The following is a 26064-nucleotide window of genomic DNA, read 5'->3' on the forward strand; positions in this document are numbered from 1 at the left end:
CCGGTGCGGCGTTGACGCCGGTCAGTCAAATCAAGTTGATGACGGCGGCCCATTGCTCGGGCGTGACGGGCATCACCGAAAGCCGGCTGCCTTTTTGCACCAGAGGCAATTCGGCAAGGGCCGTTTGCTGTTTGAGATAGCCCAGGCCGAGCACCTTGGGAAAGGTCTGGACATGGGCGACGTTGATCGCGCTCCACGGATTTTTTTCCGGGCTGGCCTTGGCGTCGAAGTAGTGGCTTTCGGGCTCCAGCGCGGTGGGGTCCGGATAGGCCGCCTCGATGATTTTGCCGATGCCGGCAATACCCGGCTCCGGGCAACTGGAGTGATAGAAGAAAAACTCGTCACCCACCGCCATGGCCCGCAGGAAGTTACGCGCCTGGTAATTGCGCACCCCGTCCCAGCGGGCTTCGCCGAGTTTTTCCAGGCCTTTGATGGAGAGTTCGTCGGGCTCGGATTTCATCAGCCAATAGGCCATTTTCGGGCTCCTGAAATAAGCAGTGGGCAAGTTGTCCTGCAATTTAATGACAAACCGACAGTCGGTTGGCGCCAAGGTTTGCGTGTTGGTTCACGTTACCGCAGAATGCCGGCTTTTAAAGCTTGACGCAGCTGCAACGGACTACTTTGGAACGTTGTTGTCATCGTGTACGAGATGCCTGAAGGGGGGCAATCGATGCAACGTAAACCGGATTTACTATGGATTTTGGTGATTTTGTTTGGTTTGGGCGTCGTGACCACCGGGTATGCCCAAAGCTTGTGGTCGAACAAGACCGATGCGCCCGTTGAACTGGCTCAGCAGCAGCCGCAACCGTTCAAGCGCTGACCCTTCTTCAAGGCGCCGCTGACTCCAGTGGCGTCTTCGCAATATACCAATGCTTATCGGTGACGGTGCCCGCCAACGGCACATCCCAGCTTGCCTGTGCCAATCGACCGACCTTCTGACATTCATGGGCCAGGCCCAGCAGTGTTGGCTTGCGCCAGCTCCGGCGGCGCGCCAGATAAGCCAGGCTGCGGTCGTAGAACCCGCCACCCATGCCCAGGCGTCCGCCGACATCATCGAACCCCACCAACGGCAGCAGCACCAGGTCCAGCGCCCAGATGTTGCGTTGGCGGCTGATATTCCCCTGTGGTTCCAGGATGCGAAAGCGATTGGGCAGCAGCTTTTCCCCAGGTCTCACCCGTTGAAACACCATCTTGGTGCGGGGCCAGGCGCTGAGTACCGGCAGGTAGGTGGCTTTGCCCCGGCGCTGTGCTGCACGCAGCAGCAAGCGCGGATCGATTTCACCGTCCGTCGGTAGATACAAAGAAATATGCTTGGCCCGGCGAAACAGCGGATGCTGTGCCAGTTGCCGATACAGGCCCTGGGCGGCCTTGCGCTGCTCGCTCGGCGTGAGGGCGCGGCGGGCTTTGCGCAACATGCGTCGAAGTTGCGGACGGGAAAGCGGCGCAGGTTCGGTCATGGTTTCGGCTCATAAAACAATGCCAGTCCGGAGACTGGCATTGAGTTTGGGAATTCAGGCTCCCCGACAGAGCCGCTGTCGACTTAGCCCTTGAACCCGAAAGTTCAAGGTGGAAGATGCAGTAGGCTTTAAGGCTTTCCGTCTAGCGGACATGCACACCAGCCCAACGTGCAACTTCCAGGGTAGTGCGAATCGGCTCAGGGACATCGCCGACTGGCAAACACGCCAGGGAGTGGGGCGAGTATACCTTAAACCGTCGCGGCAATCAGCCCTTGGGTGCTTCCGGGTCGCTGGAAAGCACCAGATCGACACGTTCCAGCAAGTCACGCACCTGCTCACGTGTCGAGCCGCTGGCCTGCACGTCAGGGCGTTCCTGCTTATGCAGCAGATCGTGGGTAATGTTCAGGGCGGCCATCACGGCGATGCGGTCAGCGCCGATGACTTTGCCGCTGCTGCGGATTTCACGCATCTTGCCATCCAGGTAGCGGGCGGCGCTCACCAGGTTGTTGCGCTCTTCCTGGGGGCAGATGATCGAATATTCTTTGTCGAGGATCTGCACGGTGACGCTATTGCTTGAACTCATGAGTCTTGCTCCAGGGCCTTCAGGCGCGAAATCATCGATTCGACCTTACGCCGGGCGATTTCGTTTTTTTCAATGAGGTGAGCGCGTTCCTCGCGCCAGGTCTTTTCCTGAGCTAATAGGAGTCCGTTTTGACTCTTAAGTTGCTCGACCCGAGTAATTAGCAATTCGAGTCTGGCCATCAGCGCTTGCAGGTCGGTGTCTTCCATTGGGTTCCACTGGATTTGTCTGATGAATGGCAACTGCAGGATAAACGATCTGACGCCCTTGATAGTCTTGGTACGTCTGCCGGTGCTAGGATACAGCGCTCCATTCTAGACATTGCGCCGTCTGGCGCCTAGCTCACCATGCCTATTCAGAACTCCCCGTACGATGCTTTCTCCAAACTGCTGAGCGCCAGCGGCCACCCCTGCTCACCAGCCGAACTGCACGGCGTGTTGCTGGGCCGTAGCTGTACCGGCGTCGGCTTTGATGCCGACAACTGGCTGGCCGACGTGGCCGAGCTGCTGGAAACCGAACCGACCGACAACGTGCGCAACGCGCTGATCGGCCTGCAAGAGATGGTCAAGGGCGAGCTGACCGGTGATGACGTCACCGTGGTCCTGCTGCTGCCGACCGACGACGCGCCGCTTACCGAGCGTGCCGCCGCACTGGGCCAATGGTGCCAGGGCTTCCTCCACGGCTTCGGCGTGAACGCCGGCGGCCTGGAACTGAGCACCGACGCCAAGGAAGTGCTGCAGGACCTGGCAGCCATCTCCCAGGTGCAAGACGCCCTGGAAGAGTCCGAAGACGGTGAGGGCGACTACATGGAAGTGATGGAATACCTGCGCGTCGCGCCGCTGCTGCTGTTCACCGAGACCAAAAAATCGGCTGAGCCGGCTGCACCCAAGCCGTCGCTGCACTAAGAAAGGAAACCCATCTGCCCATGATCCATATCCCGAAAGCGGAATACACCCGGCGCCGCAAGGCGCTCATGGCGCAGATGGAACCCAATAGCATCGCGATCCTGCCGGCCGCCGCCGTGGCGATCCGCAACCGTGATGTCGAGCACGTCTACCGCCAGGACAGCGACTTCCAGTACCTGAGCGGCTTCCCCGAGCCGGAAGCGGTGATCGTGCTGATGCCCGGTCGCCAGCACGGCGAGTACGTGCTGTTCTGCCGCGAACGCAACGCCGAACGCGAACTGTGGGACGGCCTGCGCGCCGGCACCGAAGGCGCGATCCGTGACTTTGGCGCCGACGATGCCTTCCCCATCACCGATATCGACGACATCCTGCCCGGCCTCATCGAAGGCCGCGACCGGGTGTACTCGGCCATGGGCAGCAATGCCGAGTTCGACCGGCACCTGATGGAATGGATCAACGTGATCCGCTCCAAAGCCCACCTGGGCGCCCAGCCACCGAACGAATTCGTTGCCCTGGATCATCTGTTGCACGACATGCGCCTGTATAAATCGGCGGCGGAAGTGAAAGTGATGCGCGAGGCGGCGCGAATCTCCTGCGCGGCCCACGTGAAGGCGATGCAGGCCAGCCGGGCCGGGCTGTATGAGTTCAGCCTGGAAGCCGAGCTTGATTACGAGTTTCGCAAGGGCGGCGCAAAAATGCCGGCCTATGGCTCCATCGTCGCTGCCGGGCGCAACAGCTGCATCCTGCATTACCAGCAGAATGATGCGGTGCTCAAGGACGGCGACCTGGTGCTGATCGACGCCGGTTGCGAGATCGACTGCTATGCCAGCGACATCACCCGCACCTGGCCGGTCAATGGCAAGTTCTCGCCGGAACAAAAGGCGATCTACGAGATTGTGCTGGCCTCCCAGGAAGCGGCCTTCGCCGAGATCGCCCCGGACAAGCATTGGAACCAGGCGCATGAGGCGACCGTGCACGTCATCACCGCCGGGTTGGTCAAGCTGGGATTGTTGCAGGGTGACGTCGACGAACTGATCGCCAGCGAAGCCTATAAGGCGTTTTACATGCACCGCGCCGGCCATTGGCTGGGCATGGATGTACATGATGTGGGCGAATACAAAGTGGGCGGTGAATGGCGTGTGCTGGAAGTCGGCATGGCGTTGACCGTGGAGCCGGGGATCTACATTTCGCCGGACAACCAGAACGTGGCAAAGAAATGGCGTGGCATTGGCGTACGCATCGAGGACGACGTGGTAGTGACCAAGCAAGGCTGTGAAATCCTGACCGGCGGTGTGCCCAAGACCGTCGCCGACATCGAAGCGCTGATGGCGGCTGCCCGATGAGCCGGGTTAACCTGGCGATCATCGGCGGCGGCCTGGTGGGTGCCAGCCTGGCACTGGCGTTGCAGGCCGGGGCCAGGGCCCGTGGCTGGAAGATCGTGCTGATCGAACCCTTCGCGCCGGGCGACAGCTACCAGCCGAGCTACGATGCACGTTCGTCGGCGCTGTCCTTCGGCGCCCGGCAGATCTATCAGCGCCTGGGCCTGTGGCAGGACATTTCCCGCCGCGCCGAGCCGATCAAGCAGATCCATGTGTCCGACCGTGGGCGTTTCTCCACTGCACGTCTGTCCGCGATGGAGGAGGGCGTGCCGGCCCTCGGCTACGTGGTGGAAAACGCCTGGCTGGGCCAATGCCTGTGGCAAGGCCTGGACAAAGACGTGGTCAGCTGGCGTTGCCCGGCCGAGGTCACACGCATGGAGCCGCTGCCCGATGGCTACCGCCTGACCCTCAATGATGAAACCGTGCTGGAGTGTGATCTTGCCGTACTGGCCGACGGCGGCCGCTCCGGCCTGCGCGAGCAATTGGGCATTGGCGTGAAAACCCGCCCGTACAATCAGAGCGCGCTGATCGCCAACATCACCCCCAGCGAAGCCCACAACGGCGAGGCGTTCGAGCGCTTCACCGATGAAGGCCCGATGGCCTTGCTGCCGCTGCCAGACAACCGCTGCGCGCTGGTCTGGACCCGCATCGGCATGGATGCGCAGCGCCTGGCCAGTCTCGATGAGCGCAGTTTCCTGAGTGAATTGCAGGGTGTGTTCGGCTATCGCCTGGGCACCCTCAAGCAGGTCGGTGCCCGCCACCTGTATCCGCTGACGCTGGTGGAAGCCGAGGAGCAGGTGCGTTCGCACCTGGCGATCCTTGGCAATGCCGCCCACAGCCTGCACCCGATTGCCGGGCAAGGCTTCAACCTGTCCCTGCGTGACGCGAATGCCCTGGCCGAGGCCTTGCTGGCCGGGCCGCAGGTGCCGGGTGATTTAGCCACCTTGCAGGGCTATCGCGAGCGCCAGCGCCTGGACCAGAGCCTGACCGTGGGCTTCTCCGACCAGGTCACCCGCCTGTTTGGCAGCGCCCAACCGTTGGTCGCGGTGGGGCGCAACCTGGGTTTGCTGGGCCTGGACCTGTTGCCGCCGGCCAAGCGCTGGTTCGCCCGGCAGGCCATGGGCCTGGGCACGCGCCCCGATGCGTAAGTGGTTGATCGCGCGTCTGGGCAAGGCGCGGTTGTTGCGTTGGATCATGACCCTGTACCCGCCGTATCTGGGCGCGGGGGTCAGCGTGCAGCACATGAGCGCCGATTTTCGTCACGTCAAAGTGCGCATGGGCCTGGGCTGGTACAACCGCAACTATGTCGGCACGCAATTCGGCGGCAGCCTGTACTCGATGGTTGACCCGTTCTACATGTTGATGCTGATGGAGAACCTGGGCCGCGACTACATCGTGTGGGACAAGGCTGCGAGTATCGATTTCATTTCGCCCGGCAAAGGTCCGGTGTATGCCGAATTCTCCATCGACGAGACCTTGCTGGACGAGATCCGTCGACACACCGAAGGTGGCGAGAAGTACCTGCCCCACCTCGAGGTGCAGATTCATGACGGCTCCGGCACCCTGGTGGCGCGGGTCGACAAAACCCTTTACGTGCGGCGCAAGCCGCCAGTGAGACAGGCTTAAAGCATGGATATGCGCGCAGATGTGCTGATTGTCGGGGCCGGAATGGTCGGAAGCGCCCTGGCGCTGGCATTGCAGGGCAGCGGCCTGCAGGTGCTGCTGCTCGACGGCAGCCCGCTGAGCGTCAAGCCGTTCGACCGTGACGCGGCGTTTGAACCCCGCGTGAGCGCCTTGTCGGCTGCCAGCCAACGCATCCTCGAACGTCTGGGCGTGTGGGACGGCATCCTGTCGCGCCGCGCCAGCCCTTATGGCGAGATGCAGGTGTGGGACGGCAGCGGCACCGGGCAGATCCACTTCTCGGCGGCCAGCGTACATGCCGAGGTGCTCGGGCATATCGTCGAGAACCGCGTGGTGCAGGATGCCTTGCTCGACCGTCTGCACGACTGCGACCTGGGCCTGCTGGCCAATGCGCGCCTGGAACAGATGCGCCGCTCCGGCGATGACTGGCTGCTGACCCTGGCCGACGGGCGCAAATTGCGCGCGCCGCTGGTGGTGGCCGCCGATGGTGCCAACTCCGCCGTACGCCGCCTGACCGGCACCGCCACCCGCGAATGGGATTATCTGCATAACGCCATCGTTACCAGCGTGCGCAGCAGCCAGCCGCATCAGCGTACGGCGTGGCAACGCTTTACCGATACCGGCCCGCTGGCATTTTTGCCGCTGGTGCGGGATGGGCATGAGGATTGGTGTTCGATCGTCTGGTCGACCACGCCGGCCGAGTCCGAGCGCTTGATGGCGCTGGATGATGAGCGTTTCTGCCGTGAACTGGAGCGCGCCTTTGAAGGGCGCCTTGGTACGGTGCTGAGCGCCGACCCGCGCGTGTGTGTCCCGTTGCGTCAGCGCCACGCCAAACGCTACGTCGCCGAAGGCCTGGCATTGATCGGCGACGCGGCCCACGTCATCCACCCATTGGCGGGGCAGGGCGTGAACCTGGGCTTCCTTGACGCGGCGACATTGGCTGAAGTCTTGTTGGCGGCGACCGAGCGCGGCGAGCGCCTGGCGGACGTGAAGGTGCTGAGCCGATACGAGCGTCGACGCATGCCGCATAACCTGGCGCTGATGGCGGCGATGGAGGGCTTTGAGCGGTTGTTCCAGGCCGATCAACTACCGCTGCGCTGGCTGCGCAACGCCGGGCTGAAGATGGTCGACCAGATGCCCGAGGCCAAGGCCGTGTTCGTACGCCAGGCTCTCGGCCTGACTGGCGATCTCCCGGACCTTGCCAAACCCTGATATTGAAATGCGACCCCTTGTGGGAGGGGGCTTGCCCCCGATGAGGCCATCAGCCTACAAGCAATATCCGTCATGCAACATCTGGTAACGCCTCCACCGAGCGCTACCAAATGTGAGTCCTTATCATTTGCCCTCTTTTTGCAAATGAGAGACCGCACCCATGTTGGCACCCAAGCGCCTCCTGACTGCCCTGGCACTCACCCTGATCGGCAGCACCACCGTGCAGGCCGCCGACGAAGTGGTGGTCTACTCCTCGCGTATCGATGAGCTGATCAAGCCGGTCTTCGACGCCTACACCCAAAAAACCGGCGTGCAGGTCAAGTTCATCACCGACAAGGAAGCGCCGCTGATGCAGCGCATCAAGGCCGAGGGCGCAAACGCAACCGCCGACCTGTTGCTCACCGTTGATGCCGGCAACCTCTGGCAGGCCGAGCAGATGGGTATCCTGCAACCGTTCACCTCCCCGGTGATCGACAAGAACATTCCCCTGCAATATCGCTCGTCAAAACACACCTGGACCGGCTTGAGCCTGCGCGCACGCACCATCGCCTATTCCACCGACCGGGTAAAACCGGGTGACCTCACCACCTACGAAGCCCTGGCCGACAAACAATGGGAAGGCCGCCTGTGCCTGCGTACGGCGAAAAAGGTCTACAACCAGTCGCTGACCGCCACCCTGATCGAAACCCACGGCGCGGCCAAGACCGAAGAAATCATCAAGGGTTGGGTCAACAACCTGTCCACCGACGTGTTCTCCGATGACATCGCCGTGCTCGAAGCCATTAACGCCGGGCAGTGCGACGTGGGTATCGTCAACACCTACTACTACGGCCGCCTGCACAAGCAGAAGCCGGACCTGGCCGTGAAGCTGTTCTGGCCGAACCAGGGCGACCGTGGCGTGCACGTGAACCTGTCGGGTATCGGCCTGACCCAGCACGCGCCGCATCCGGAAGCCGCCAAGGCGCTGGTGGAGTGGATGACCACGCCTGAGGCGCAGAAGATCTTTGCCGACGTGAACCAGGAGTTCCCGGCCAACCCGGCGGTGCCGCCGTCAGCCGAAGTGGCGACGTGGGGCAAGTTCGTCGCGGATACCTTGCCGGTGGAAGTCGCGGGCAAGCGCCAGGCTGAGGCGATCCGGTTGATGGATCGCGCCGGCTGGAACTGACACACTACGGGTCAAAATGTGGGAGGGGGCTTGCCCCCGATAGCGGGATATATCAGTTCACTCATCATGGACAGATCCACCGCCATCGGGGGCAGGCCCCCTCCCACATTGAATTGAGTTGAATTTAAGACATTCATTGAGAGCTGACTTTGGCCCACCCCGCCCAACGCCGCTGGTACCTGCCGGTCTTTACCGTCGCCGCCCTGGTGCTGCTGCCGCTGAGCGTGCTGTTGCTGTCCTGGCAAAGTATCGATGCACAGGTCTGGTCGCACCTGTGGGAAACCCAGATGCCGCGCCTGCTGGGCAACACGCTCATCCTGGTGCTGGGCGTCGGCATTGGCGTGACCCTATTGGGCGTCAGCCTGGCCTGGCTGACCAGCCTCTGCGAATTCCCCGGACGACGCTGGCTCGATTGGGCACTGATGTTGCCGTTCGCCATTCCTGCCTATGTGCTGGCCTTTGTATTTGTCGGCCTGCTGGACTTCTCCGGCCCCGTGCAAACCCTGTTGCGTGAATGGTTCGGCACCGGGCTGCGCCTGCCACGGGTGCGCTCCACCGGCGGTGTGATCATCGTTCTGGTCCTGGTGTTCTATCCCTATGTTTATCTATTGGCGCGCACCGCATTCCTGGCCCAGGGCAAAGGCCTGATGGAGGCCGCGCGGGTGCTCGGGCAATCGCCATGGCGAGCGTTCTGGCACGTGGCTCTGCCCATGGCGCGCCCGGCGATTGGGGCTGGAGTCGCCTTGGCGTTGATGGAAACCCTGGCGGATTTCGGCGCGGTCTCGGTGTTCAACTTCGATACGTTCACCACCGCCATCTACAAGACGTGGTACGGCTTCTTCAGTCTTTCCAGCGCCGCCCAACTGGCCAGCCTGTTGCTGCTGGTGGTGATGCTGGTGCTGTACGGCGAGCGGCGCGCCCGCGGCGCCAGCCGGCCGGGCAATGAGCGGCCACGGGGCAAGGCGTTGTACCACCTGCGCGGGGTCAAGGCGGCCGCAGCCAGCAGTTGGTGCGGGTTGGTGTTCGCCTGCGCGTTTGTCATCCCGATGCTGCAACTGGTGGCCTGGTTCTGGCAGCGCGGCCGCTTCGATCTGGATGAGCGCTATTCGGGCCTGATCCTCCATACGCTTTACCTGGGCGGCATCGCGGCCTTGATCACGGTCAGCGTGGCGCTGGTACTGGCGTTCGCCAACCGCCTGGCGCCGACACGGGCGATCCGTTCCGGTATCAGCCTGGCCAACGTCGGCTATGCCTTGCCGGGCTCGGTGCTGGCGGTATCGATCATGTTGGCGTTCAGCTATCTGGACCGTGAACTGGTGGTGCCGCTGTCCGGCTGGCTCGGCGGGGCGGGCAAGCCGTTGTTGCTGGGCAGCCTGTCGGCGTTGGTGCTGGCGTATCTGGTGCGTTTCCTGGCGGTGGCCTATGGGCCGTTGGAAAACAGCCTGGCGCGTATCCGTCCGTCCCTGCCGGAAGCTGCACGCAGCCTTGGCGTCAGTGGTCCACGACTGTTTTGCAAAGTGTATCTCCCGTTGCTGTTGCCGGGGACGTTGAGCGCAGCACTCCTGGTGTTTGTTGATGTGCTCAAGGAAATGCCTGCCACCTTGCTGATGCGCCCGTTCGGCTGGGACACGCTGGCGGTGCGGATCTTTGAAATGACCAGCGAAGGCGAGTGGGCACGGGCCTCTTTGCCGGCGTTGACCCTGGTGCTGGTGGGCCTGTTGCCCGTGATCGGGCTCATCCGACGCTCTGCACGGCAAATCGGTTAGGTGCCAGTCCTACGGCTTGCGGCTACAATGCGCGGCATTCGGTGCGCTTCGTCTTTTGGAGCGGGTCGCTGGACGTGGCTGCAGGCCTTGTGAATCAAGGTGTTCAGCGCGGACAGTAGCTCCGCGCACCTTCGCCAAGCCCGGAAGGAGAAACCCATGGGACAGCGTACGCCTCTGTATGACCTGCATCTCGCCCTCGGCGCGAAAATGGTCGATTTTGGCGGTTGGGATATGCCTCTGCACTACGGCTCGCAAGTTGAGGAGCACCATCAGGTGCGACGCGACTGCGGGGTGTTCGATGTATCTCATATGACCGTGATCGATGTCAGCGGCCCCCAGGCCAAGGAATGGCTGCAGCACCTGCTGGCCAATGATGTCGAACGCCTGCACGACTGCGGCCGTGCGTTGTATAGCGCCATGCTCAACGAGCAGGGCGGCGTGGTGGACGACATGATTGTCTACCGCACCGAGGCCGCCTATCGGCTGGTGGTCAACGCCGCCACCCGCGACCAGGATATGGCCTGGATGCACGCGCAACTGGGCGACTATCAGGTGCAACTGCATGAGCGCGCCGAGTTGGCGATGCTGGCCATCCAAGGCCCCCACGCCCGGCAGAAGATCGCTGAGCTGGTCACTCAATCGCGCAGCACCCTGATTCACCAGCTCAAGCCCTTCGAAGGCCGCGCCGATGGTGACTGGTTTATCGCACGTACCGGGTACACCGGCGAAGACGGCCTGGAAATTGTCCTGCCTGCCGATCAGGCACCGGGCTTTTTCAATGACCTGGTGGGCGCTGGTATTTCACCCATCGGCCTCGGCGCCCGCGATACCTTGCGCCTGGAAGCGGGCATGAACCTGTACGGCCAGGACATCCACCAGGAGGTTTCGCCCCTGGCGTCGAATATGGCCTGGAGCATCGCCTGGGAACCGGCCGAGCGTAATTTCATTGGCCGCACCGCACTGGAAGCGGAAAAAGCAGCTGGTGTGCAGTTCAAACTGGTCGGGCTGGTGCTGGAAGAACGCGGGGTTTTGCGTGCTCACCAGGTGGTTCGTATCGCCAATATTGGCGAAGGGGAGATCACCAGTGGTAGTTTCTCTCCTACGCTGAGCAAATCCATTGCGCTGGCGCGTGTACCGACGGCAACCGCTGATCGGGCCGAAGTGGAAATCCGCGGCAAGTGGTACCCGGTTCGAGTGGTCAAACCGACCTTCGTGCGCCATGGCAAAACCTTGATCTAACCTATTTCCGGCAGGCCGAAGGCCGCTGACATTACTTCTTGAGGACACAGACTATGAGCGATATCCCTGCCGACCTGCGTTTTGCCGAAAGCCACGAATGGGCACGCCTGGAAGCTGACGGCACCGTCACCGTCGGTATTTCCGACCATGCCCAGGAAGCGTTGGGTGATGTGGTGTTTGTTGAGTTGGCCGAAGTGGGCGCCCAGTTTGACGCGACTGGCCAGGCGGGTGTGGTTGAGTCGGTCAAGGCCGCCTCGGATATCTACGCCCCGGTTGCAGGCGAAGTGATTGCCGTCAACGAAGAACTGAGTGGTAGCCCGGAGCTGCTGAACTCTGATCCCTACGGCGCTTGGATCTTCAAGCTCAAGCCAAGCAACCCGGCTGACCTGGAAAAATTGCTGGATGCTGCCGGCTACAAAGCCGCCATCGGCGAGTGATCCTGTTGCGGGAGCCGGTCAAACGGCTCCCGCAATGTGTTTTCAGGGCTGTAGAACCGCCTTCACGGCTGCCACCGACCGCTCCACATCCGCCTCTGTCATCGCCGTAAACATCGGCAACGACACGATCAAACGCCCCACTCTCTCCGCCACCGGGAACATGCCTTCCTTGAACCCCTGTGCCCGATAAAGGCTCAGCAGGTGGATCGGCGGGTAGTGATAGCCAATGCCGACGCCATGAGCCTGCATCTGCTCCATGAAGGTGGCGCGGGCTGGCAGACCGTCTTGACGTTCCGGCAGCACCAGTTGAAACAGGTGCCAGTTGCTGTTCTCGAAGTCTGCCGGCGGCAGTTGTGCGCCGTACTGCTCTTCAAAGTCACTGCCAAAGCATTTGAAGTAGTGCCGCGCCAGGTTCTGGCGGTGAGCAGTGATCTGCTCGATATGGGCAAATTGCCCCAGGCCAATGGCGGCGGCGATGTCGGTCATGTTGAACTTGCCGCCCAATACATCCACGTCGAGGCCGTCGAAGCCGGTGCGGGTAACGCCCTGCAGGCGGTATTTTTCCGCCAGCCGTGCCTCTTCGGCGTTGTTCAACACCAGGCAGCCGCCCTCGGAAGAGGTGATGTTCTTGTTGGCCTGGAAACTGAACGACACAAAATCCCCGGTGGCGCCAATACGCTCGCCATCCCAGCTGGAACCCAGCGCCTGCGCCGCATCTTCGATAATGCGCAGGTTGTACTTGTTCGCCAGTGCATACAGCATCGGCATATCCAGGGGCAGGCCGGCCAGGTAGACCGGGATGATCGCCTTGGTGCGCGGGGTAATCGCCGCTTCCACCTGGGACAGGTCGATATTGCGGGTCACCGGGTCAATATCGGCAAACACCGGCGTAGCGCCCACTTCCAGGATCACGTTGGCCGTGGCCACCCAAGAGATTGGCGTGGTGATGACCTCATCGCCCGGACCGATGCCGGCAATGCGCAAGGCAATCTCCATGGTGCAGGTGCCCGAGTTGAAGGTGCGCACCGGCCGACCGCCAAGGTACTCCGACAACTGCGCCTCGAAGGCCTGGACCTTCGGCCCGCTGGTGATCCAGCCCGAGCGCAGTACATCGCCGACCGCTGCAATGGTGGCTTCATCAATGGTGGGTTTGGAAAACGGCAGGAAGGGCAGTTGGCTCATGACGACGAAGGCATCCGTTTCAGGTTGGCGATGAGTAAGCGAGGTATCAGTACCGGCATGGTTGCACGGGTTGACTGAATATAGCCTGTCGCCCGTGAATGAATTGTCATGCGCGGGGAAAAACGTGGACAAAAAAATGCCGCTTCAACAGCGGCATTTTTCAGAGCGATGGAATCACTCGGTGACAGCATTTTTCGCAAGGATGGCGTTGGCCAACTCCATGTCCGTGGCCTGCAGACCAGGGTTGTCAGCGCGAACTTTCTGCATTGCTGCTTCCAGGTATGGACCACGGATGCCGCCGTCGCTGGCAACGAAGCTGCCTGCGTCGTCTTGTGCAGCGACCACCAGCTTGTGGTCCTTGAAGGTCAGGTACGTCGAGCCGGTAGTGGCGCCGGACGAGATGACATTGCGCCAGAAACTGTCGGCCATGGCTGATCCGACAGGGAGGGAAAGCACAGCAAGGGTTGCGACAGCATATTTGAGACGCATGATGGGTGACTCCGGGTGGGTTATCTGTACTTTATGATTGTAGTTAGCCCAATCGAGTTCCATCACTGACTAAACAGTTTCAACCCTTAACACCACGCCTTCCTGGCCAACCACCCGTACTTGAGCGCCTACGGGGCTGTCCGGGCCGGTCACCATCCACACGCCATCACCGACTTTCACCTTGCCCCGGCCATCCACAATCGCCTGGTGCACCACGAAGGTGCGGCCGATCAGCTCGGAGCCGCGTTCGTTGAGCCCCGGCTGGTCGCTGGCCTTGGCGCTGCTGCGCTGACGTTTCCACCAGTACACCGCCGTCATTATCGACAACACGGCAAACAGCAGGAGTTGCCATTCCAGCCCCAGGGGTGGCACCAGAAACTTGATCACGCCCACGGCCGCCGCGGCGATACCCATCCACAACAGGTAACCGCCAGCGCCGAATACCTCAAGAATCAGCAGTACCGTGCCCAGTGCCAGCCAATCCCAGAACGACAGATGCTGCAGGAAATCCCACATGGCGCTGGCCTCAGCCTTTCTTGTTGTCGAACGTTGCCTTGACGATCTCGCCGATACCGCCAACTGCGCCGATCACCTGGCTGGCTTCCAGCGGCATCAGGATGACCTTGCTGTTGTTGGCCGAAGCCAGCTTGCCCAGGGCGTCGATGTATTTCTGTGCGACGAAGTAATTGACCGCCTGCACGTTGCCCGACGCGATTGCTTCCGATACCACCTGTGTGGCGCGGGCTTCGGCTTCGGCCTGACGCTCACGGGCTTCGGATTCAAGGAACGCCGCCTGGCGGCTACCTTCGGCCTCGAGAATCTGTGCCTGCTTCTTGCCTTCGGCCGTCAGGATCGCCGAGGCGCGCAGGCCCTCGGCTTCGAGGATCTGCGCACGCTTGATCCGTTCGGCTTTCATCTGGCCCGACATCGCGGCCATCAGGTCGGCGGGCGGGCTGATGTCCTTGATCTCGATACGGGTGATCTTGATCCCCCATGGCGCGGTGGCTTCGTCCACGGTCTTCAGCAGTTTTTCGTTGATGCCGTCACGCTGGCTGAGCATGGCATCCAGTTCCATGGAGCCGAGCACGGTACGGATGTTGGTTTGCAGCAGGTTGCGGATGGCGTGTTCGAGGTTGTTCACCTCGTAGGCGGCCTGGGCGGTGTTGACCACCTGGAAAAAGCACACGGCGTCGATCTGCACGGTGGCGTTGTCGGCGGTGATGACTTCCTGGGGCGGGATATCCAGTACGCTTTCCATCACGTTGATCTTGCGACCGATGCGGTCCATGACCGGGATGATGATGTTCAAGCCAGGCTTGAGGGTATTGGTGTAACGGCCGAAACGCTCGACCGTCCATTGGTAGCCCTGGGGGACCACCTTGAAGCCCATGAACAGGATGGCGATGGCCAGCCCCACGAAAAGAAGCAGTACGGTTCCGATCTGCATAGCGATTCCCTATCTGATGGTGTCAGTGAAACGACGTTGGGCGATTGTAACGGTGTTGTCACCGATAAGAACGGTTTCACTGCTTAACAAACAAAGGATTTGTTACCGAATCCCCGGGAGTCACCCGCAAGACTTCCGCCATCGTGGTGAGCCCCGCCGCGACCTTCCGCATGCCGGCCATACGCAAGCTGCGCATGCCGTGAGTCACTGCTGCCTGGCGCAGGGCCTGCACATCGGCCCCAGGCGTGATCAAAGTCCTGAGCGCTTCGTTCAAAACCATGATTTCGTAAACGCCGGCCCGCCCCTGATAACCGCTGTGTCGACATTCAACGCACCCGACCGCTTCATGGGCGTCACCCAACGCACGCTTGCAGTGGGGGCACAGAACCCGCACCAAACGCTGCGCCATTACGCCGAGCAAGGTGGCTTTGATCAAATAATGCGCAATGCCCAGCTCCTGCAGGCGGCTGATGGCGCTGGGCGCATCGTTGGTATGCAGGGTCGACAGCACCAGGTGCCCGGTCAATGCAGCCTGGATCGCCATTTCGGCGGTCTCCTGGTCGCGGATCTCGCCGATCATGATGATGTCCGGGTCCTGGCGGAGCAGGGCGCGGATGCCGCTGGCGAAGGTCAGGTCGATATTGTGCTGAACCTGCATCTGGTTGAACGCCGGCTCGACCATCTCGATCGGGTCTTCCACCGTGCACAGGTTGACTTCCCGCGTGGCCAATTGCTTGAGCGTGGTGTAGAGGGTGCTGGTCTTGCCTGAACCGGTAGGGCCGGTGACCAGGATGATGCCGTTGGTCTGGCTCGTCATGGCTTGCCAGCGTTGCTGGTCCTCAACCGATAAACCAAGCTGGTCAAAGCCCTTGAGCAGCACCTGTGGGTCGAAGATCCGCATCACCAGCTTTTCACCAAATGCCGTGGGCAAGGTGGACAGGCGCAGTTCCACTTCCGCTCCGGTCGGGCTTTTGGTCTTGACCCTGCCGTCCTGGGGCCTGCGCTTTTCCGCCACGTTCATGCGGCCCAGGCTTTTGAGGCGGCTGACGACTGCCATCGTGACCTGGGGCGGGAACTGATAGACGTCGTGCAACAACCCGTCGATGCGAAAGCGCACACGGCCCTGTTCACGGCACGGTTCAATGTGGATATCACTGGCACGCTGGCCGAAAGCGTACTGCAACAGCCAGTCGACGATGTTGACGATATGCGCGTCGTTGGCATCCGGCTCCTGGTCGCTGGCGCCGAGGTTGAGCAGTTCGTTGTTGCCCGGTGCCGCAACTTTTTGATCGGCGCCGCTGACGGACTTCGCCAGCCGGTAGAACTCGCCGATACAGCGCGTTATGTCATGGGGGTTGGCAACCACACGCTTGATCGAGCGCTTGAGCACCTGCGCCAGCCCGGCTTCCCAACTGGTGACGTGGGGCTGGGCGCTGGCGACGGTGACCGTCTGCGCGTCCACCGCCACTGCAAGGATGGCGTGGCGTTGGGCGAACGCATGGGACATCAGCGGCACGACCGTCGCCACATCGATCTTCAACGGATCGATGCGCAGGTACGGTTGCCCGGCATGTTGGGCCAGCCATTCGGTCAGGGTTTCCAGACTGGGGCCAAGGGCTGCGATGCTTTCCAGGGGATGCAAGGTGTTGCTGGCCGGCAGCGCCGACAACTGCTGTGCAACTTCCGGGGTGATCACTCGCCCTTCGAGCAAAGCCGGCAGCAGCTGACGCAGTTCCAATCGTTGATCAACCGGCATGGAGATTTTCCTGAGGGCAGTGTGCGTAAATCCCAGGCTAGCCAGCCCCTGAATATCTTCCTCCCGGCGTGTATTGCAGGGTCTTACTGAGCAACCGCCATCACTGCCTGAGGCGCCACGGAATCAGCCGACCACACGTCCAGTGTGCACACGCTGATCAGGTTTCGAATCTTTTCACCGATCACCTGGGCGCGGTGCCAGCTCAGGCCGTCCATCACGATGGCGATGTTCAACAGGTCTTCTTCGCGGTTGACTGTAACCTGCTGTGGCGTGAGGAATTGCAGAGCGAAATAGTTGAGTACCCGGCACACAACGTCGGGCTCCGCCTCGGCGACGATGTGGTAATGGGCCTGGCAATGGGCGCTGTTGACGGCCCACGCATCGACGCGGGTGGCGGGGTGGTTGGTTTCGACGGCATGCATGGGAAAGCTCCGGATTCGACTGGAGAAATTTTTACATTCGCGACGGGAGATTTCTTATCTAAGATGGGCCTTATTTGTCGAAAATCGAATCAATCAATTCAGAATAAGTGCGATGGAGGGTATTTATATGCACAGCGAGTTGGACGCCTACGACCGCCGTATCCTGGCCCTGTTGCAAGAAGACGCTTCTCTCTCCAGCGCGCAGATCGCCGAACAGGTCGGCCTGTCCCAGTCGCCTTGCTGGCGACGTATCCAACGGCTCAAGGAAGAGGGCGTGATTCGTGGCCAGGTGACCTTGCTGGATCGCAAGAAGATCGGCCTCAACACGCAGATATTCGCCGAGGTGAAACTCAACGCCCACGGCCGCTCCAACTTCACCGAGTTCACCGATGCGATTCGCGGGTTCCCGGAAGTGCTGGAGTGTTATGTGCTGATGGGGGCGGTGGACTTTCTGCTGCGTATCGTCACCTCGGACATCGAGGCGTATGAGCGGTTTTTCTTCGAGAAACTGTCGATGGTGCCGGGGATTCAGGAGGTTAATTCGATTGTGGCTTTATCCGAGATCAAGTCCACCACCAGCCTGCCAGTACTGCGCTGACAGGGATGGCCTCATCGCGGGCAAGCCCGGCTCCCACATTGGATTGGGTTCACAGATTTCTATGTGTGAACCCAGTCAGTGTGGGAGCGGGCTTGCCCGCGAAAGCGTCCTTACAGGCGCAGCAAGGTCTTCCACGCCCGGTTCTGATACACCGCAATCGCCTGATGCATCCGCGCATCCAGCGACTCATCGGTAATCGGCTGGTTGGCCAGTTGCACCAGCTTGTTCAGCTCGCCGTACAGACGGTCCAGTTCCGGAATGTCGACCACCTGGCGCGCATGGTGCAGCCAGGCCTGGATGCGTTCGATACGCGGCAGTTGCTCGGCCAGGTCTTCCGGCTGTTGCTGGTAGCGCGGCAGTTGCAGGGCGACAGCGTCGTCGGCCAGCAGGCGCGGCAGCCAGTTGGTGATTTGCGCGGCGCCCTGGCGGTTGCCACGCACGGTGCGGTCGGCGGTCCAGCTGCGGGCGAGCAGCCAGCGTGAAGCGTTCAGTGAGAACAGGCCCCAGCGCACGTCGTCCAGTTCTTCGGCGAACTGTTCCGGTGCGGCTTTGCGGATGTCCTCGTCGTCATCACCGGCCTGTACCAGTGGACGCCAGTCTTCCAGCAGGGCATCGAGCGCGCTGCGCAGTTCGCTGGTGGACTGACGCGGTGCCGCCTGGCCAAGGCTGCCGACCAGGGCCCGCAGTTCGCCGAGGTTGTCGACCCAGTCTTGCAGCAGGCGCCAGTGGCCATTGAAACGGTATTGCTCGGCCAGGCGTTGGCTGCTGCCCAGCAGGTGCCACATGATCGCAGCGAAGGCATCGTCCAGCGGCATTTCAGCGTGGATCTGCGGCGCCGGCAGGCTCAGGGAGTAGCTACTGGCGTCGTACAAGCGGTAGCCGCGCTCGGCCTTGCTGATATCGCACGGCATCAACGCCAGGGTCGCGGCCAGCTCGGCGGCCAACTCCAGCAGGGCGGCCGGTTCGCCTTCGCGCAGTTCCAGTTCCAGCTCGCAGATTTCTTCTTTCTGCTTGCCGACCACCACGTGGCCCAGATCCAGGGCGGCTTCGATCACCACCTTGGCCTTGCCGCGACCCCAGGCGATTTCGGCGCGCTCACGCACGAAGTCGGTGGTGAAGATCGGCTTGAGGGTCTTTTTGTCCAGCTCGGCCAGTTGCTCGGGCCAGCATTCGCCGTCGAGCTTCTTCACGTCGAGCTTGGCTTTAGGCAGTTCCCAGTTGTATTCGTTACGTTCCGACAAGCCGGCGACGCTCTGGCCGCGGGTCTTGAGGGTCTGGATGATGTCGTCACCGTCCTTGCGCAGGCGCAGGGCGACTTTGGCCTGGGCCAGGTCGCGCTCGGGGGTGTCGAAGTACTGGTTCATCAACTCACGGCGTTCCCAGCCACTTTTGTTGCGTTTTTTCAGGAGCGGGTGCTCACGCAGCGCGGCGAGGGTCTCGCGGCTGACGCGGAGCTTGATTTCAGTTTCTTTTTGCATGGCCGGAACATCCAGGATCGGGAGCGCAGCCGGGGAAGTGAGTGGCTGCCAAGGTCGTGCAGTGTACAGGACTGAGCCCGGCAACGCGCCGCAACGGTTTATTGTGTCGTGCAGATGGCTCTATAGTGAGGCTCATCCGGGAAGTCGAGAGGCCGAGCATGCCGTTACCGTCCATGAAAGAGCAGTTTGCCGCGTTGATTGCCGCGCCATCCGTGAGCTGCACCCAGGCGTCTCTCGACCAGACCAACCGCCCGGTGATCGACTTGCTCGCCGCTTGGCTGGGGGATCTGGGTTTCGCCATCGACATCCAGCCAGTCAGCCCCGGCAAGTTCAACCTGTTGGCCAGTTACGGCAGTGGGCCCGGAGGCCTGGTGCTGGCGGGTCATAGCGATACCGTCCCTTATGACGCAGCGCTGTGGAAGACCGACCCGCTCAAGCTGACGGAAGTTGATGGCCGTTGGGTAGGATTGGGCAGCTGCGACATGAAGGGCTTTTTCGCGCTGGCCATCGAAGCGGTGTTGCCGCTGCTGGATCAGCCGTTCAAACAGCCGCTGCTGATTCTCGCCACCTGTGATGAAGAAAGCTCCATGTCCGGCGCTCGCGCACTGGCCGAAGCGGGCCGCCCGCTGGGTCGCGCAGCGGTGATCGGCGAGCCGACCGGCCTCAAGCCGATCCGCCTGCACAAAGGCGTGATGATGGAACGCATCGATATTCTTGGCCAAAGCGGCCACTCGTCGGACCCGAGCCTGGGCCACAGCGCGCTTGAAGCCATGCACGACGCCATCGGCGAACTGCGCGGCCTGCGCCTGGCCTGGCAGCGCGAGTACCGCAACCCTCAGTTCAGCGTGCCGCAACCGACCATGAACTTCGGTTGCATCCACGGCGGCGACAACCCCAACCGCATCTGCGGCCAGTGTTCCCTGGAGTTCGACCTGCGCCCACTGCCGGGCATGGACCCCCAGGTGCTGCGCGATGCGATCCGCCAGAAGCTCCAGCCGGTGGCCGAGCGCCATCAGGTCAAGATTGACTATGCGCCCCTGTTCCCCGAAGTACCGCCGTTCGAGCAACCGGAAGATGCCGAACTGGTACGGGTGGCGGAACGATTGACCGGCCATCGTGCCGAAGCAGTAGCGTTCGGCACCGAAGCGCCTTATCTTCAGCGCCTTGGTTGTGAAACCCTGGTGCTCGGCCCCGGCGACATCGCCTGCGCACACCAGCCGGGCGAATACCTCGAAATGTCACGCTTGACGCCTACAGTGCGTCTATTGCGGGAACTGATCGAACATTACTGCCTGAAACCTGCATAAATTAACCCCTGCCTGTTCGTACATAGAAGGAGAGTGAGCGTGTCGCCAAGCCTGTTCCGACGATAACCATCAGCCCGCCGTGCGCTTTCACGATTCATCCTTTCTCGGCTGCTTTTTATTACAGGCCCAGGTTCTATGCCCGACTACGTTAACTGGCTTCGCCATGCGTCCCCCTACATCAATGCCCACCGCGACTGTACCTTTGTGGTCATGCTGCCTGGCGATGGTGTGGAACATCCCAACTTCGGCAATATCGTCCACGACCTGGTGCTGCTGCACAGCCTGGGTGTGCGATTGGTGCTGGTCCACGGTTCGCGCCCACAGATCGAAGCGCGCCTTGAAGCGCGGGGCCTGACCCCGGCTTACCACGAAGGCTTGCGCATCACCGATGCCGCAACCCTGGAGTGCGTGATCGACGCGGTCGGCCATCTGCGTATCGCCATCGAAGCGCGCCTGTCGATGGACATGGCCTCGTCACCGATGCAGGGCTCGCGCCTGCGCGTTGCCAGCGGCAACCTGGTGACGGCACGTCCGATCGGTGTACTCGAAGGCGTGGACTACCATCACACTGGCGAAGTGCGCCGCGTCGACCGCAAGGGTATCAATCGCTTGCTGGATGAGCGCTCCATCGTGTTGCTGTCGCCGCTGGGGTATTCGCCCACCGGTGAGATCTTCAACCTGGCCTGCGAAGACGTCGCGACCCGCGCCGCCATCGACCTGGGCGCCGACAAACTGCTGCTGTTTGGCGCCGATATGGGCTTGATCGATGAGAACGGCCGCCTGGTACGCGAGCTGCGCCCGCAACAGGTGCCGGCTCACCTGCAGCGCCTGGGTAAAACCAACTATCAGGCCGAATTGCTCGATGCCGCCGCCGAAGCGTGCCGGGGTGGAGTAGGGCGCAGCCATATTGTCAGCTATGCCGAAGACGGCGCCTTGCTCACCGAGCTGTTTACCCGGGACGGCGGCGGTACGCTGGTGGCCCAGGAGCAATTCGAGCAGGTGCGCGAAGCGGCGATTGAGGATGTCGGCGGTTTGCTCGACCTGATCAGCCCGCTGGAAGAGCAGGGCATCCTGGTACGCCGTTCGCGGGAAGTGCTGGAACGTGAGATCGAGCAGTTCAGCGTGGTGGAGCGCGAAGGCATGATCATCGCCTGTGCAGCGCTGTATCAGATCGCCGATTCGGACGCGGGAGAGCTGGCTTGCCTGGCAGTGAACCCGGAATATCGCCATGGCGCTCGTGGCGATGTGTTGCTGGAGCGCATCCAAGCCCGTGCCCGGGCGCAGGGGTTGAAGACCTTGTTTGTCCTCACCACCCGCACCGCGCACTGGTTCCGTGAGCGGGGGTTTGTGCCGAGCAGTGTCGACCGCCTGCCGTCGGCGCGGGCGTCGCTGTACAACTATCAGCGTAATTCGAAGATCTTCGAGAAGGCCCTGTAACCCACACCCTGTAGGAGCCGGTTAACCGGCTCCTACAGGGTGCAGGGCTTGACGAATTTGTCGGTCACGAAGGCCGAGTCATCCGGCAGCACTACCTCGACCTTTCCCTGTTACTCCAAGAGCTGCGCCGTCTCCCCGATCGCCTTCGCCGTGCCGCCTTTTGGCAGCGCATCGGTTTGTTGTGCCTGGGCATCCGGGAATGTCGTGCCGGCTAGCAGCTCATGAATGTCTGCGGCGTCGGTGCCTGTCATTTTCGCGATTTTCTGCAGCGGTTTCGAATCTACTAATGAGAGGTTGAGACAAACGGCGTCGCGATGGTTTTACCGAACAAATCCTTGGGTGCGTCAATGTGGCTGTCCTTACGCACCACCGATGCTTCAGAAGTATTGATCTGGGCCGATACGATGAACGCGACGATGGATAGATTCCGTGATGCCGCTGCGGCAGCGGCGCTGGAACCGAGGTTGCCGATTTGCACGTCGCCCGAGGCGATGGCGGTTACGACTTCCGGCCCACTGTTGAATGGCGCCAGGCAATTTTCTAGCCGATGGGCAAATCGGCCGCTTTGACACCAAAAGAAACTATTAGTGACACAAAAACTGTAACAAATTGACGGGAGGATATGCGTTTGGCCATGATGGCGTCGCCTTTTTGATCGTGGGTGACGTATGCAACCTTACGGCCACACTAATCGATCTAAAAAAGTGCTAACAAATACCCTTTAGGAATTAGCTTGTGAAGCGGTTCGTCTACGCTGACGGGTTCGCGTCATGCAAAGGCTTATTCCCGAATCGTATGAAAAAGAATGAAATAATTCTTTTTGGGTGTATGAAAAACTCATTACCCTGCAGGGACCAAATCAACTGCGATTAGACGAAGGTAGTAGACACACAAGGTTACGATTGACTTGGTGGTCACTATCTGGCGCTAATCGGGCATCTGTGGATCGAGGGCGTCAGACCCGAGACCAAAGAAATACAAAAATTAGAAATGAGAGGAGCGGTACATGAAGAAGTCAACATTGGCGTTGGCCGTAGCTTTGGCTGCGATTGCCCAGCAGGCAAACTCCGCCGGTTTCATCGAAGACAGTAAGGCAACACTGGGGCTGCGTAACTTCTACATCAACACCGATAACCGTGACGGTCACCCTAACGCCACGTCCAACACGCGTAGCAAAAACGCTGAATGGGGCCAAGGCTTCGATCTACGTTTCATCTCGGGTTACACCCAAGGTACTGTGCAGTTCGGTGTTGACGCGATCGGTCTGTACGGCGTGCGTCTGGATTCGAGCCGTGCTGATCACGGTAACTACACTGGCACTGCTTCGGGCGGTACCATCTTCCCAAGCGACGGCAACAAAGCTGTCCACGATTACGCCAGCCTGGGCGTGACCGGTAAGGTGAAGATCTCCCAGACCGAACTGAAGTTGGGCACCCTGCAGCCAAAACTGCCGGTTATCGTGACCAACGATGGTCGTCTGCTGCCGCAAACCTTCCAAGGTGGCCAGATCACCACCAACGACATCAAGGATTTGACCTTGGTGGCCGGTCAGGTGGAAAAGGCCAAGGGCCGTAACTCCAGCAATAACGAAAACCTGTCGATTGGCGGCGCCAACGGTAGCTCCAACTACAACGCCGGCAAGTTCAGCAACAAGTTCTACTACGCCGGTGGTGACTACAAGCTGACCAAAGACCTGACTGCCCAGTACTACTACGGCAATCTGGAAGATTTCTACAAGCAGCACTTCCTTGGTCTGACCCACAACTGGGCAATCGGTCCAGGCGTTCTGAAGTCTGACCTGCGTTATTTCAACAGCTCGGACGATGGCAAGAACGGCAACACTGCCGCTTACTACTCCAGCGGTAACTACAACAACTTCAACGCGGGTAAAGGCAAGGTCGACAACAACCTGTACAGCGGCCTGTTCCTGTACACCGTTGCCGGTCACACCTTCGGTGGTGGTTACCAGGTCAGCAATGGTAGCAGCGACTTCCCTTGGTTGAACCAGGGCGACGGCTCGTCGGCTTACATCACTACCGACATGCAGATCCAGAAGTTCGCCCGCGCTGGCGAGCGTACCTGGCAAGCTCGCTACGCTTATGACTTCGCAAAAGTCGGTGTACCTGGCCTGACCGCTGGTGTTGTCTACCTGAAAGGTAGCGACATCGACACCATCGCCAACAACAACGGCCGTGCCGAAACCACTGGTCAATCCGAGTGGGAGCGCGACATCACTGTTGCCTACGTGATTCCGGAAGGCCCGCTGAAAAACCTTGGTGTTGCCTGGAAAAACGCTATGTGGCGTACCGACCTGGCGAACACCCGTTCCCAGGACGAAAACCGCCTGATCGTCAGCTACTCGCTGCCACTGTTCTAGTAGCGTGACGCTGTTGTAAGCCTGTAAAGCCCTGCCCGGTGCAACACCGGGCAGGGTGTCTTGCTTTCAAGTCGGGCCAAACCCCCGCAGGCCCTTCCTGACCCCTCTTTGTACAGCGTCTCAAGGCCTTCTCGAACCTTGAAAACGATGTTGCTCCTCGTCTGCCCCCGCGTCCAATGAACAGATTTTTAATATTCCTTTATCGTCTAGATAAATTGATATTTATTCTTTTTAAATAATCCACAATCCATGCACAGTGGGCTCCATAAGCACTCACCAGGAGCCACACCATGAGCCTAAGACTGGGCGATATCGCCCCCGACTTCGAACAGGATTCCAGCGCCGGCACGATTCGTTTCCACGAATGGCTGGGCGATAGCTGGGGTGTGCTGTTTTCCCACCCGGCGGATTTCACCCCGGTGTGCACCACCGAGCTGGGTTTCACCGCCAAGCTCAAGGACGAATTCGCCAAGCGCGGCGTCAAGGCCATCGCCCTGTCGGTCGACCCCGTGGATTCGCACCACAAGTGGATCGAAGACATCAACGAAACCCAGAGCACTGTTGTCAACTTCCCGATCCTGGCCGACGCCGATCGCAAAGTGTCCGACCTCTACGACCTGATCCACCCCAACGCCAGTGACACCCTCACCGTGCGTTCCTTGTTCGTGATCGACCCGAACAAGAAGATCCGCCTGACCATTACCTACCCGGCCAGCACCGGGCGCAACTTCCACGAGATCCTGCGGGTCATCGACTCGTTGCAGCTCACCGACAGCCACAAGGTCGCCACGCCCGCCAACTGGCAGGACGGTGATGAGGTGGTGATCGTGCCTTCGCTCAAGGATGAGGAAGAGATCAAGAAGCGCTTTCCGAAGGGCTATCGCGCGGTGAAGCCGTACCTGCGCCTGACACCACAACCGAATCGCTGATCACATAGCAGGGGTTTTGAGGCCGTTTCGACGGCCTTTTTTTTCGGCTGCGATTTCATATCTGGCATATGCATTTAAAGAATAAACAAATGAAAAAATAAGATTTATAGATATATGAATCTGCTGATAAGGTCTGTTCCATCTTGGCGCCATCGCCACACAGCGAACCGCCGACACCTGCTCAAGGAATTCCTGCATGTTGGTCGTAACACTTGGAGGCAGCCCCAGCCAGCGCTCCCGCTCCGGGGTATTGCTGGATAAAACCCGTCAGTGGTTGCAAGACAAAGGCGTAGAAGTGGTGAGTTACCAGATACGGGACTTCCCGGCTGAGGACCTGCTGCATGCGCGCTTCGACAGCCCCAAGGTCATCGACCTGTTGCAACAAGTGGCTAACGCTGACGGCCTGGTGATCGCTACGCCGGTGTACAAGGCCTCGTTCTCCGGCGCGCTGAAGACCGTGCTGGACCTGCTGCCCGAACGCGCCCTGGCCCACAAGATCGTGTTGCCGATGGCCACCGGCGGCAGCATCGCCCACATGCTGGCGGTGGACTATGCCTTGAAGCCGGTGCTGTCGGCGCTGAAGGCCCAGGAATTGCTCCACGGCATCTTTGCCGAAGACAGCCAGATCGCGTATGGCGAAGGCAGTGCCCAGGCGCAGTTGGTGCCAGTGCTCGAACAGCGTTTGCACGAAGCCCTGGAAACACTGTACGGCGCCATGGCCCGTCGCCCGAAACCGCTGGACCCCCACGTGTTGAACGAACGTTTGTTGAGTGCTCGCTGGAGCATCTGAGCCTCACTGATATACCGAAACACTCACCTTACTCAGCCGCCAACGGCCAAGCAGGTGCAGCCAAAACCCCT

27 protein-coding genes, 1 other RNA gene and 1 pseudogene are annotated in these 26064 nt (G+C 60.8%); 16 read left to right on the top strand and 13 right to left on the bottom strand.

The window, feature by feature from the left end; all coding sequences use genetic code 11:
• Positions 1-25 precede the first annotated feature (25 nt).
• Positions 26-475, bottom strand: coding sequence for an EVE domain-containing protein (locus tag BM017_RS05630; protein WP_092241768.1), 450 nt, complete (start codon positions 473-475; stop codon positions 26-28).
• A gap of 195 nt (positions 476-670) precedes the next feature.
• Here BM017_RS05630 and BM017_RS29065 point away from each other — a divergent pair, with 195 nt between their 5' ends.
• Positions 671-820 carry a hypothetical protein gene (locus BM017_RS29065; protein WP_010207387.1) on the top strand — a complete coding sequence of 50 codons (150 nt, stop codon included), beginning with the start codon at positions 671-673 and terminating at the stop codon, positions 818-820.
• A 7-nt stretch (positions 821-827) separates the two neighbouring features.
• Here BM017_RS29065 and BM017_RS05640 read toward each other — a convergent pair whose 3' ends face one another.
• From BM017_RS05640 to BM017_RS05655, 4 genes are all read right to left on the bottom strand, one after another.
• Entirely contained in the window at positions 828-1457 is a 630-nt protein-coding gene (locus tag BM017_RS05640) for a 5-formyltetrahydrofolate cyclo-ligase (protein WP_092241770.1), read from the bottom strand.
• 56 nt (positions 1458-1513) lie between these two features.
• Positions 1514-1692: non-coding RNA, 6S RNA (gene ssrS / locus BM017_RS05645), on the bottom strand.
• A gap of 30 nt (positions 1693-1722) precedes the next feature.
• Positions 1723-2040, bottom strand: a complete 318-nt coding sequence (locus tag BM017_RS05650) for a cell division protein ZapA (RefSeq protein ID WP_058426457.1) — start codon at positions 2038-2040, stop codon at positions 1723-1725.
• A complete protein-coding gene (locus BM017_RS05655) occupies positions 2037-2246 on the bottom strand; it encodes a TIGR02449 family protein (protein WP_007982902.1) in 210 nt (69 codons plus the stop codon). Before BM017_RS05655 ends, BM017_RS05650 begins: the two co-directional genes overlap by 4 nt.
• A 138-nt stretch (positions 2247-2384) precedes the next feature.
• On the opposite strand from BM017_RS05655, the gene BM017_RS05660 reads away from it, so the two are divergent.
• The 9 genes from BM017_RS05660 (at position 2385) to gcvH (ending at position 11781) form a co-directional block, all read left to right on the top strand.
• Complete coding sequence (locus BM017_RS05660) at positions 2385-2942, top strand: YecA/YgfB family protein (RefSeq protein WP_058426458.1); 558 nt, start codon at positions 2385-2387, stop codon at positions 2940-2942.
• 20 nt (positions 2943-2962) lie between these two features.
• Positions 2963-4285, top strand: coding sequence for a Xaa-Pro aminopeptidase (pepP, locus tag BM017_RS05665; protein WP_071490452.1), 1323 nt, complete (start codon positions 2963-2965; stop codon positions 4283-4285).
• Positions 4282-5469, top strand: a complete 1188-nt coding sequence (gene ubiH, locus BM017_RS05670) for a 2-octaprenyl-6-methoxyphenyl hydroxylase (RefSeq protein WP_092241772.1) — start codon at positions 4282-4284, stop codon at positions 5467-5469. The genes pepP and ubiH overlap by 4 nt, the downstream gene beginning before the upstream one ends.
• Entirely contained in the window at positions 5462-5947 is a 486-nt protein-coding gene (locus BM017_RS05675) for a DUF4442 domain-containing protein (RefSeq protein WP_092241773.1), read from the top strand. Before ubiH ends, BM017_RS05675 begins: the two co-directional genes overlap by 8 nt.
• A gap of 9 nt (positions 5948-5956) precedes the next feature.
• The gene (locus BM017_RS05680; RefSeq protein WP_170856050.1) at positions 5957-7174 is read left to right on the top strand and encodes a 2-octaprenyl-3-methyl-6-methoxy-1,4-benzoquinol hydroxylase; all 1218 of its coding nucleotides are present in this window, start codon (positions 5957-5959) and stop codon (positions 7172-7174) included.
• Between the two features lie 160 nt (positions 7175-7334).
• On the top strand, positions 7335-8339 hold the full coding sequence (locus BM017_RS05685; protein ID WP_092241775.1) for an extracellular solute-binding protein: 1005 nt from the start codon (positions 7335-7337) through the stop codon (positions 8337-8339).
• Between the two features lie 149 nt (positions 8340-8488).
• Positions 8489-10105 carry an ABC transporter permease gene (locus tag BM017_RS05690; protein WP_092241776.1) on the top strand — a complete coding sequence of 539 codons (1617 nt, stop codon included), beginning with the start codon at positions 8489-8491 and terminating at the stop codon, positions 10103-10105.
• A 156-nt stretch (positions 10106-10261) separates the two neighbouring features.
• On the top strand, positions 10262-11344 hold the full coding sequence (gcvT, locus tag BM017_RS05695; protein WP_071490446.1) for a glycine cleavage system aminomethyltransferase GcvT: 1083 nt from the start codon (positions 10262-10264) through the stop codon (positions 11342-11344).
• Positions 11345-11397: 53 nt separating this feature from the next.
• Positions 11398-11781, top strand: a complete 384-nt coding sequence (gene gcvH / locus BM017_RS05700) for a glycine cleavage system protein GcvH (protein ID WP_092241779.1) — start codon at positions 11398-11400, stop codon at positions 11779-11781.
• A 42-nt stretch (positions 11782-11823) separates the two neighbouring features.
• On the opposite strand, the gene BM017_RS05705 is transcribed toward gcvH, so the two are convergent.
• The 6 genes from BM017_RS05705 to BM017_RS05730 form a co-directional block, all read right to left on the bottom strand.
• On the bottom strand, positions 11824-12963 hold the full coding sequence (locus tag BM017_RS05705) for a DegT/DnrJ/EryC1/StrS family aminotransferase (protein ID WP_092241782.1): 1140 nt from the start codon (positions 12961-12963) through the stop codon (positions 11824-11826).
• Between the two features lie 174 nt (positions 12964-13137).
• Positions 13138-13452: a DUF2388 domain-containing protein gene (locus BM017_RS05710; protein WP_003176799.1), complete on the bottom strand. Its 315-nt coding sequence runs from the start codon at positions 13450-13452 to the stop codon at positions 13138-13140.
• 69 nt (positions 13453-13521) lie between these two features.
• Positions 13522-13968, bottom strand: coding sequence for an NfeD family protein (locus BM017_RS05715; protein ID WP_071490443.1), 447 nt, complete (start codon positions 13966-13968; stop codon positions 13522-13524).
• A gap of 10 nt (positions 13969-13978) precedes the next feature.
• The gene (locus tag BM017_RS05720; RefSeq protein WP_010207363.1) at positions 13979-14899 is read right to left on the bottom strand and encodes an SPFH domain-containing protein; all 921 of its coding nucleotides are present in this window, start codon (positions 14897-14899) and stop codon (positions 13979-13981) included.
• A gap of 76 nt (positions 14900-14975) precedes the next feature.
• Positions 14976-16655, bottom strand: coding sequence for a GspE/PulE family protein (locus tag BM017_RS05725; RefSeq protein ID WP_092241784.1), 1680 nt, complete (start codon positions 16653-16655; stop codon positions 14976-14978).
• Positions 16656-16738: 83 nt separating this feature from the next.
• A complete protein-coding gene (locus BM017_RS05730; RefSeq protein WP_092241787.1) occupies positions 16739-17077 on the bottom strand; it encodes a hypothetical protein in 339 nt (112 codons plus the stop codon).
• A gap of 127 nt (positions 17078-17204) precedes the next feature.
• Here BM017_RS05730 and BM017_RS05735 point away from each other — a divergent pair, with 127 nt between their 5' ends.
• Positions 17205-17675, top strand: a complete 471-nt coding sequence (locus BM017_RS05735) for an Lrp/AsnC family transcriptional regulator (protein ID WP_010207358.1) — start codon at positions 17205-17207, stop codon at positions 17673-17675.
• A 110-nt stretch (positions 17676-17785) separates the two neighbouring features.
• Here BM017_RS05735 and BM017_RS05740 read toward each other — a convergent pair whose 3' ends face one another.
• Entirely contained in the window at positions 17786-19153 is a 1368-nt protein-coding gene (locus BM017_RS05740; RefSeq protein WP_092241790.1) for a CYTH domain-containing protein, read from the bottom strand.
• Positions 19154-19311: 158 nt separating this feature from the next.
• On the opposite strand from BM017_RS05740, the gene argE reads away from it, so the two are divergent.
• Both argE and argA read left to right on the top strand, forming a co-directional pair.
• A complete protein-coding gene (gene argE, locus BM017_RS05745; protein ID WP_071490438.1) occupies positions 19312-20460 on the top strand; it encodes an acetylornithine deacetylase in 1149 nt (382 codons plus the stop codon).
• Between the two features lie 135 nt (positions 20461-20595).
• On the top strand, positions 20596-21897 hold the full coding sequence (gene argA / locus BM017_RS05750) for an amino-acid N-acetyltransferase (RefSeq protein ID WP_071490437.1): 1302 nt from the start codon (positions 20596-20598) through the stop codon (positions 21895-21897).
• A gap of 32 nt (positions 21898-21929) precedes the next feature.
• Here argA and BM017_RS05755 read toward each other — a convergent pair.
• Positions 21930-22533: pseudogene (locus BM017_RS05755) on the bottom strand (ABC transporter substrate-binding protein).
• A gap of 370 nt (positions 22534-22903) precedes the next feature.
• Between BM017_RS05755 and BM017_RS05760 the strand changes: the two are divergent.
• The 3 genes from BM017_RS05760 to ssuE all read left to right on the top strand — a co-directional run bounded on the left by BM017_RS05760 (position 22904) and on the right by ssuE (position 25993).
• Positions 22904-24274 carry an OprD family porin gene (locus tag BM017_RS05760; protein WP_092241793.1) on the top strand — a complete coding sequence of 457 codons (1371 nt, stop codon included), beginning with the start codon at positions 22904-22906 and terminating at the stop codon, positions 24272-24274.
• Positions 24275-24564: 290 nt separating this feature from the next.
• Complete coding sequence (locus BM017_RS05765; RefSeq protein WP_092241795.1) at positions 24565-25203, top strand: peroxiredoxin; 639 nt, start codon at positions 24565-24567, stop codon at positions 25201-25203.
• A gap of 196 nt (positions 25204-25399) precedes the next feature.
• Complete coding sequence (ssuE, locus tag BM017_RS05770; protein ID WP_058426479.1) at positions 25400-25993, top strand: NADPH-dependent FMN reductase; 594 nt, start codon at positions 25400-25402, stop codon at positions 25991-25993.
• Positions 25994-26064: the final 71 nt, after the last annotated feature.

Origin of the sequence: Pseudomonas sp. NFPP04 (assembly GCF_900113815.1) — a bacterium.
Classification (GTDB): Bacteria; Pseudomonadota; Gammaproteobacteria; order Pseudomonadales; family Pseudomonadaceae; genus Aquipseudomonas; species Aquipseudomonas extremorientalis.

What these genes read in the sequence shown, in the direction of transcription:
- gcvT (WP_071490446.1), top strand. Translation starts at nt 10,262, where the DNA reads ATGGGACAGCGTACGCCTCTGTATGACCTGCATCTCGCCCTCGGCGCG.
- BM017_RS05640 (WP_092241770.1), bottom strand. Translation starts at nt 1,457, where the DNA reads ATGACCGAACCTGCGCCGCTTTCCCGTCCGCAACTTCGACGCATGTTG.
- BM017_RS05660 (WP_058426458.1), top strand. Translation starts at nt 2,385, where the DNA reads ATGCCTATTCAGAACTCCCCGTACGATGCTTTCTCCAAACTGCTGAGC.
- BM017_RS05705 (WP_092241782.1), bottom strand. Translation starts at nt 12,963, where the DNA reads ATGAGCCAACTGCCCTTCCTGCCGTTTTCCAAACCCACCATTGATGAA.
- BM017_RS05715 (WP_071490443.1), bottom strand. Translation starts at nt 13,968, where the DNA reads ATGTGGGATTTCCTGCAGCATCTGTCGTTCTGGGATTGGCTGGCACTG.
- BM017_RS05680 (WP_170856050.1), top strand. Translation starts at nt 5,957, where the DNA reads ATGCGCGCAGATGTGCTGATTGTCGGGGCCGGAATGGTCGGAAGCGCC.
- BM017_RS05630 (WP_092241768.1), bottom strand. Translation starts at nt 475, where the DNA reads ATGGCCTATTGGCTGATGAAATCCGAGCCCGACGAACTCTCCATCAAA.
- pepP (WP_071490452.1), top strand. Translation starts at nt 2,963, where the DNA reads ATGATCCATATCCCGAAAGCGGAATACACCCGGCGCCGCAAGGCGCTC.
- BM017_RS05760 (WP_092241793.1), top strand. Translation starts at nt 22,904, where the DNA reads ATGAAGAAGTCAACATTGGCGTTGGCCGTAGCTTTGGCTGCGATTGCC.
- BM017_RS05730 (WP_092241787.1), bottom strand. Translation starts at nt 17,077, where the DNA reads ATGCATGCCGTCGAAACCAACCACCCCGCCACCCGCGTCGATGCGTGG.
- BM017_RS05685 (WP_092241775.1), top strand. Translation starts at nt 7,335, where the DNA reads ATGTTGGCACCCAAGCGCCTCCTGACTGCCCTGGCACTCACCCTGATC.
- gcvH (WP_092241779.1), top strand. Translation starts at nt 11,398, where the DNA reads ATGAGCGATATCCCTGCCGACCTGCGTTTTGCCGAAAGCCACGAATGG.
- BM017_RS29065 (WP_010207387.1), top strand. Translation starts at nt 671, where the DNA reads ATGCAACGTAAACCGGATTTACTATGGATTTTGGTGATTTTGTTTGGT.
- BM017_RS05765 (WP_092241795.1), top strand. Translation starts at nt 24,565, where the DNA reads ATGAGCCTAAGACTGGGCGATATCGCCCCCGACTTCGAACAGGATTCC.
- ubiH (WP_092241772.1), top strand. Translation starts at nt 4,282, where the DNA reads ATGAGCCGGGTTAACCTGGCGATCATCGGCGGCGGCCTGGTGGGTGCC.
- BM017_RS05725 (WP_092241784.1), bottom strand. Translation starts at nt 16,655, where the DNA reads ATGCCGGTTGATCAACGATTGGAACTGCGTCAGCTGCTGCCGGCTTTG.
- ssuE (WP_058426479.1), top strand. Translation starts at nt 25,400, where the DNA reads ATGTTGGTCGTAACACTTGGAGGCAGCCCCAGCCAGCGCTCCCGCTCC.
- argA (WP_071490437.1), top strand. Translation starts at nt 20,596, where the DNA reads ATGCCCGACTACGTTAACTGGCTTCGCCATGCGTCCCCCTACATCAAT.
- BM017_RS05735 (WP_010207358.1), top strand. Translation starts at nt 17,205, where the DNA reads ATGCACAGCGAGTTGGACGCCTACGACCGCCGTATCCTGGCCCTGTTG.
- BM017_RS05655 (WP_007982902.1), bottom strand. Translation starts at nt 2,246, where the DNA reads ATGGAAGACACCGACCTGCAAGCGCTGATGGCCAGACTCGAATTGCTA.
- BM017_RS05720 (WP_010207363.1), bottom strand. Translation starts at nt 14,899, where the DNA reads ATGCAGATCGGAACCGTACTGCTTCTTTTCGTGGGGCTGGCCATCGCC.
- argE (WP_071490438.1), top strand. Translation starts at nt 19,312, where the DNA reads ATGCCGTTACCGTCCATGAAAGAGCAGTTTGCCGCGTTGATTGCCGCG.
- BM017_RS05710 (WP_003176799.1), bottom strand. Translation starts at nt 13,452, where the DNA reads ATGCGTCTCAAATATGCTGTCGCAACCCTTGCTGTGCTTTCCCTCCCT.
- BM017_RS05740 (WP_092241790.1), bottom strand. Translation starts at nt 19,153, where the DNA reads ATGCAAAAAGAAACTGAAATCAAGCTCCGCGTCAGCCGCGAGACCCTC.
- BM017_RS05675 (WP_092241773.1), top strand. Translation starts at nt 5,462, where the DNA reads ATGCGTAAGTGGTTGATCGCGCGTCTGGGCAAGGCGCGGTTGTTGCGT.
- BM017_RS05650 (WP_058426457.1), bottom strand. Translation starts at nt 2,040, where the DNA reads ATGAGTTCAAGCAATAGCGTCACCGTGCAGATCCTCGACAAAGAATAT.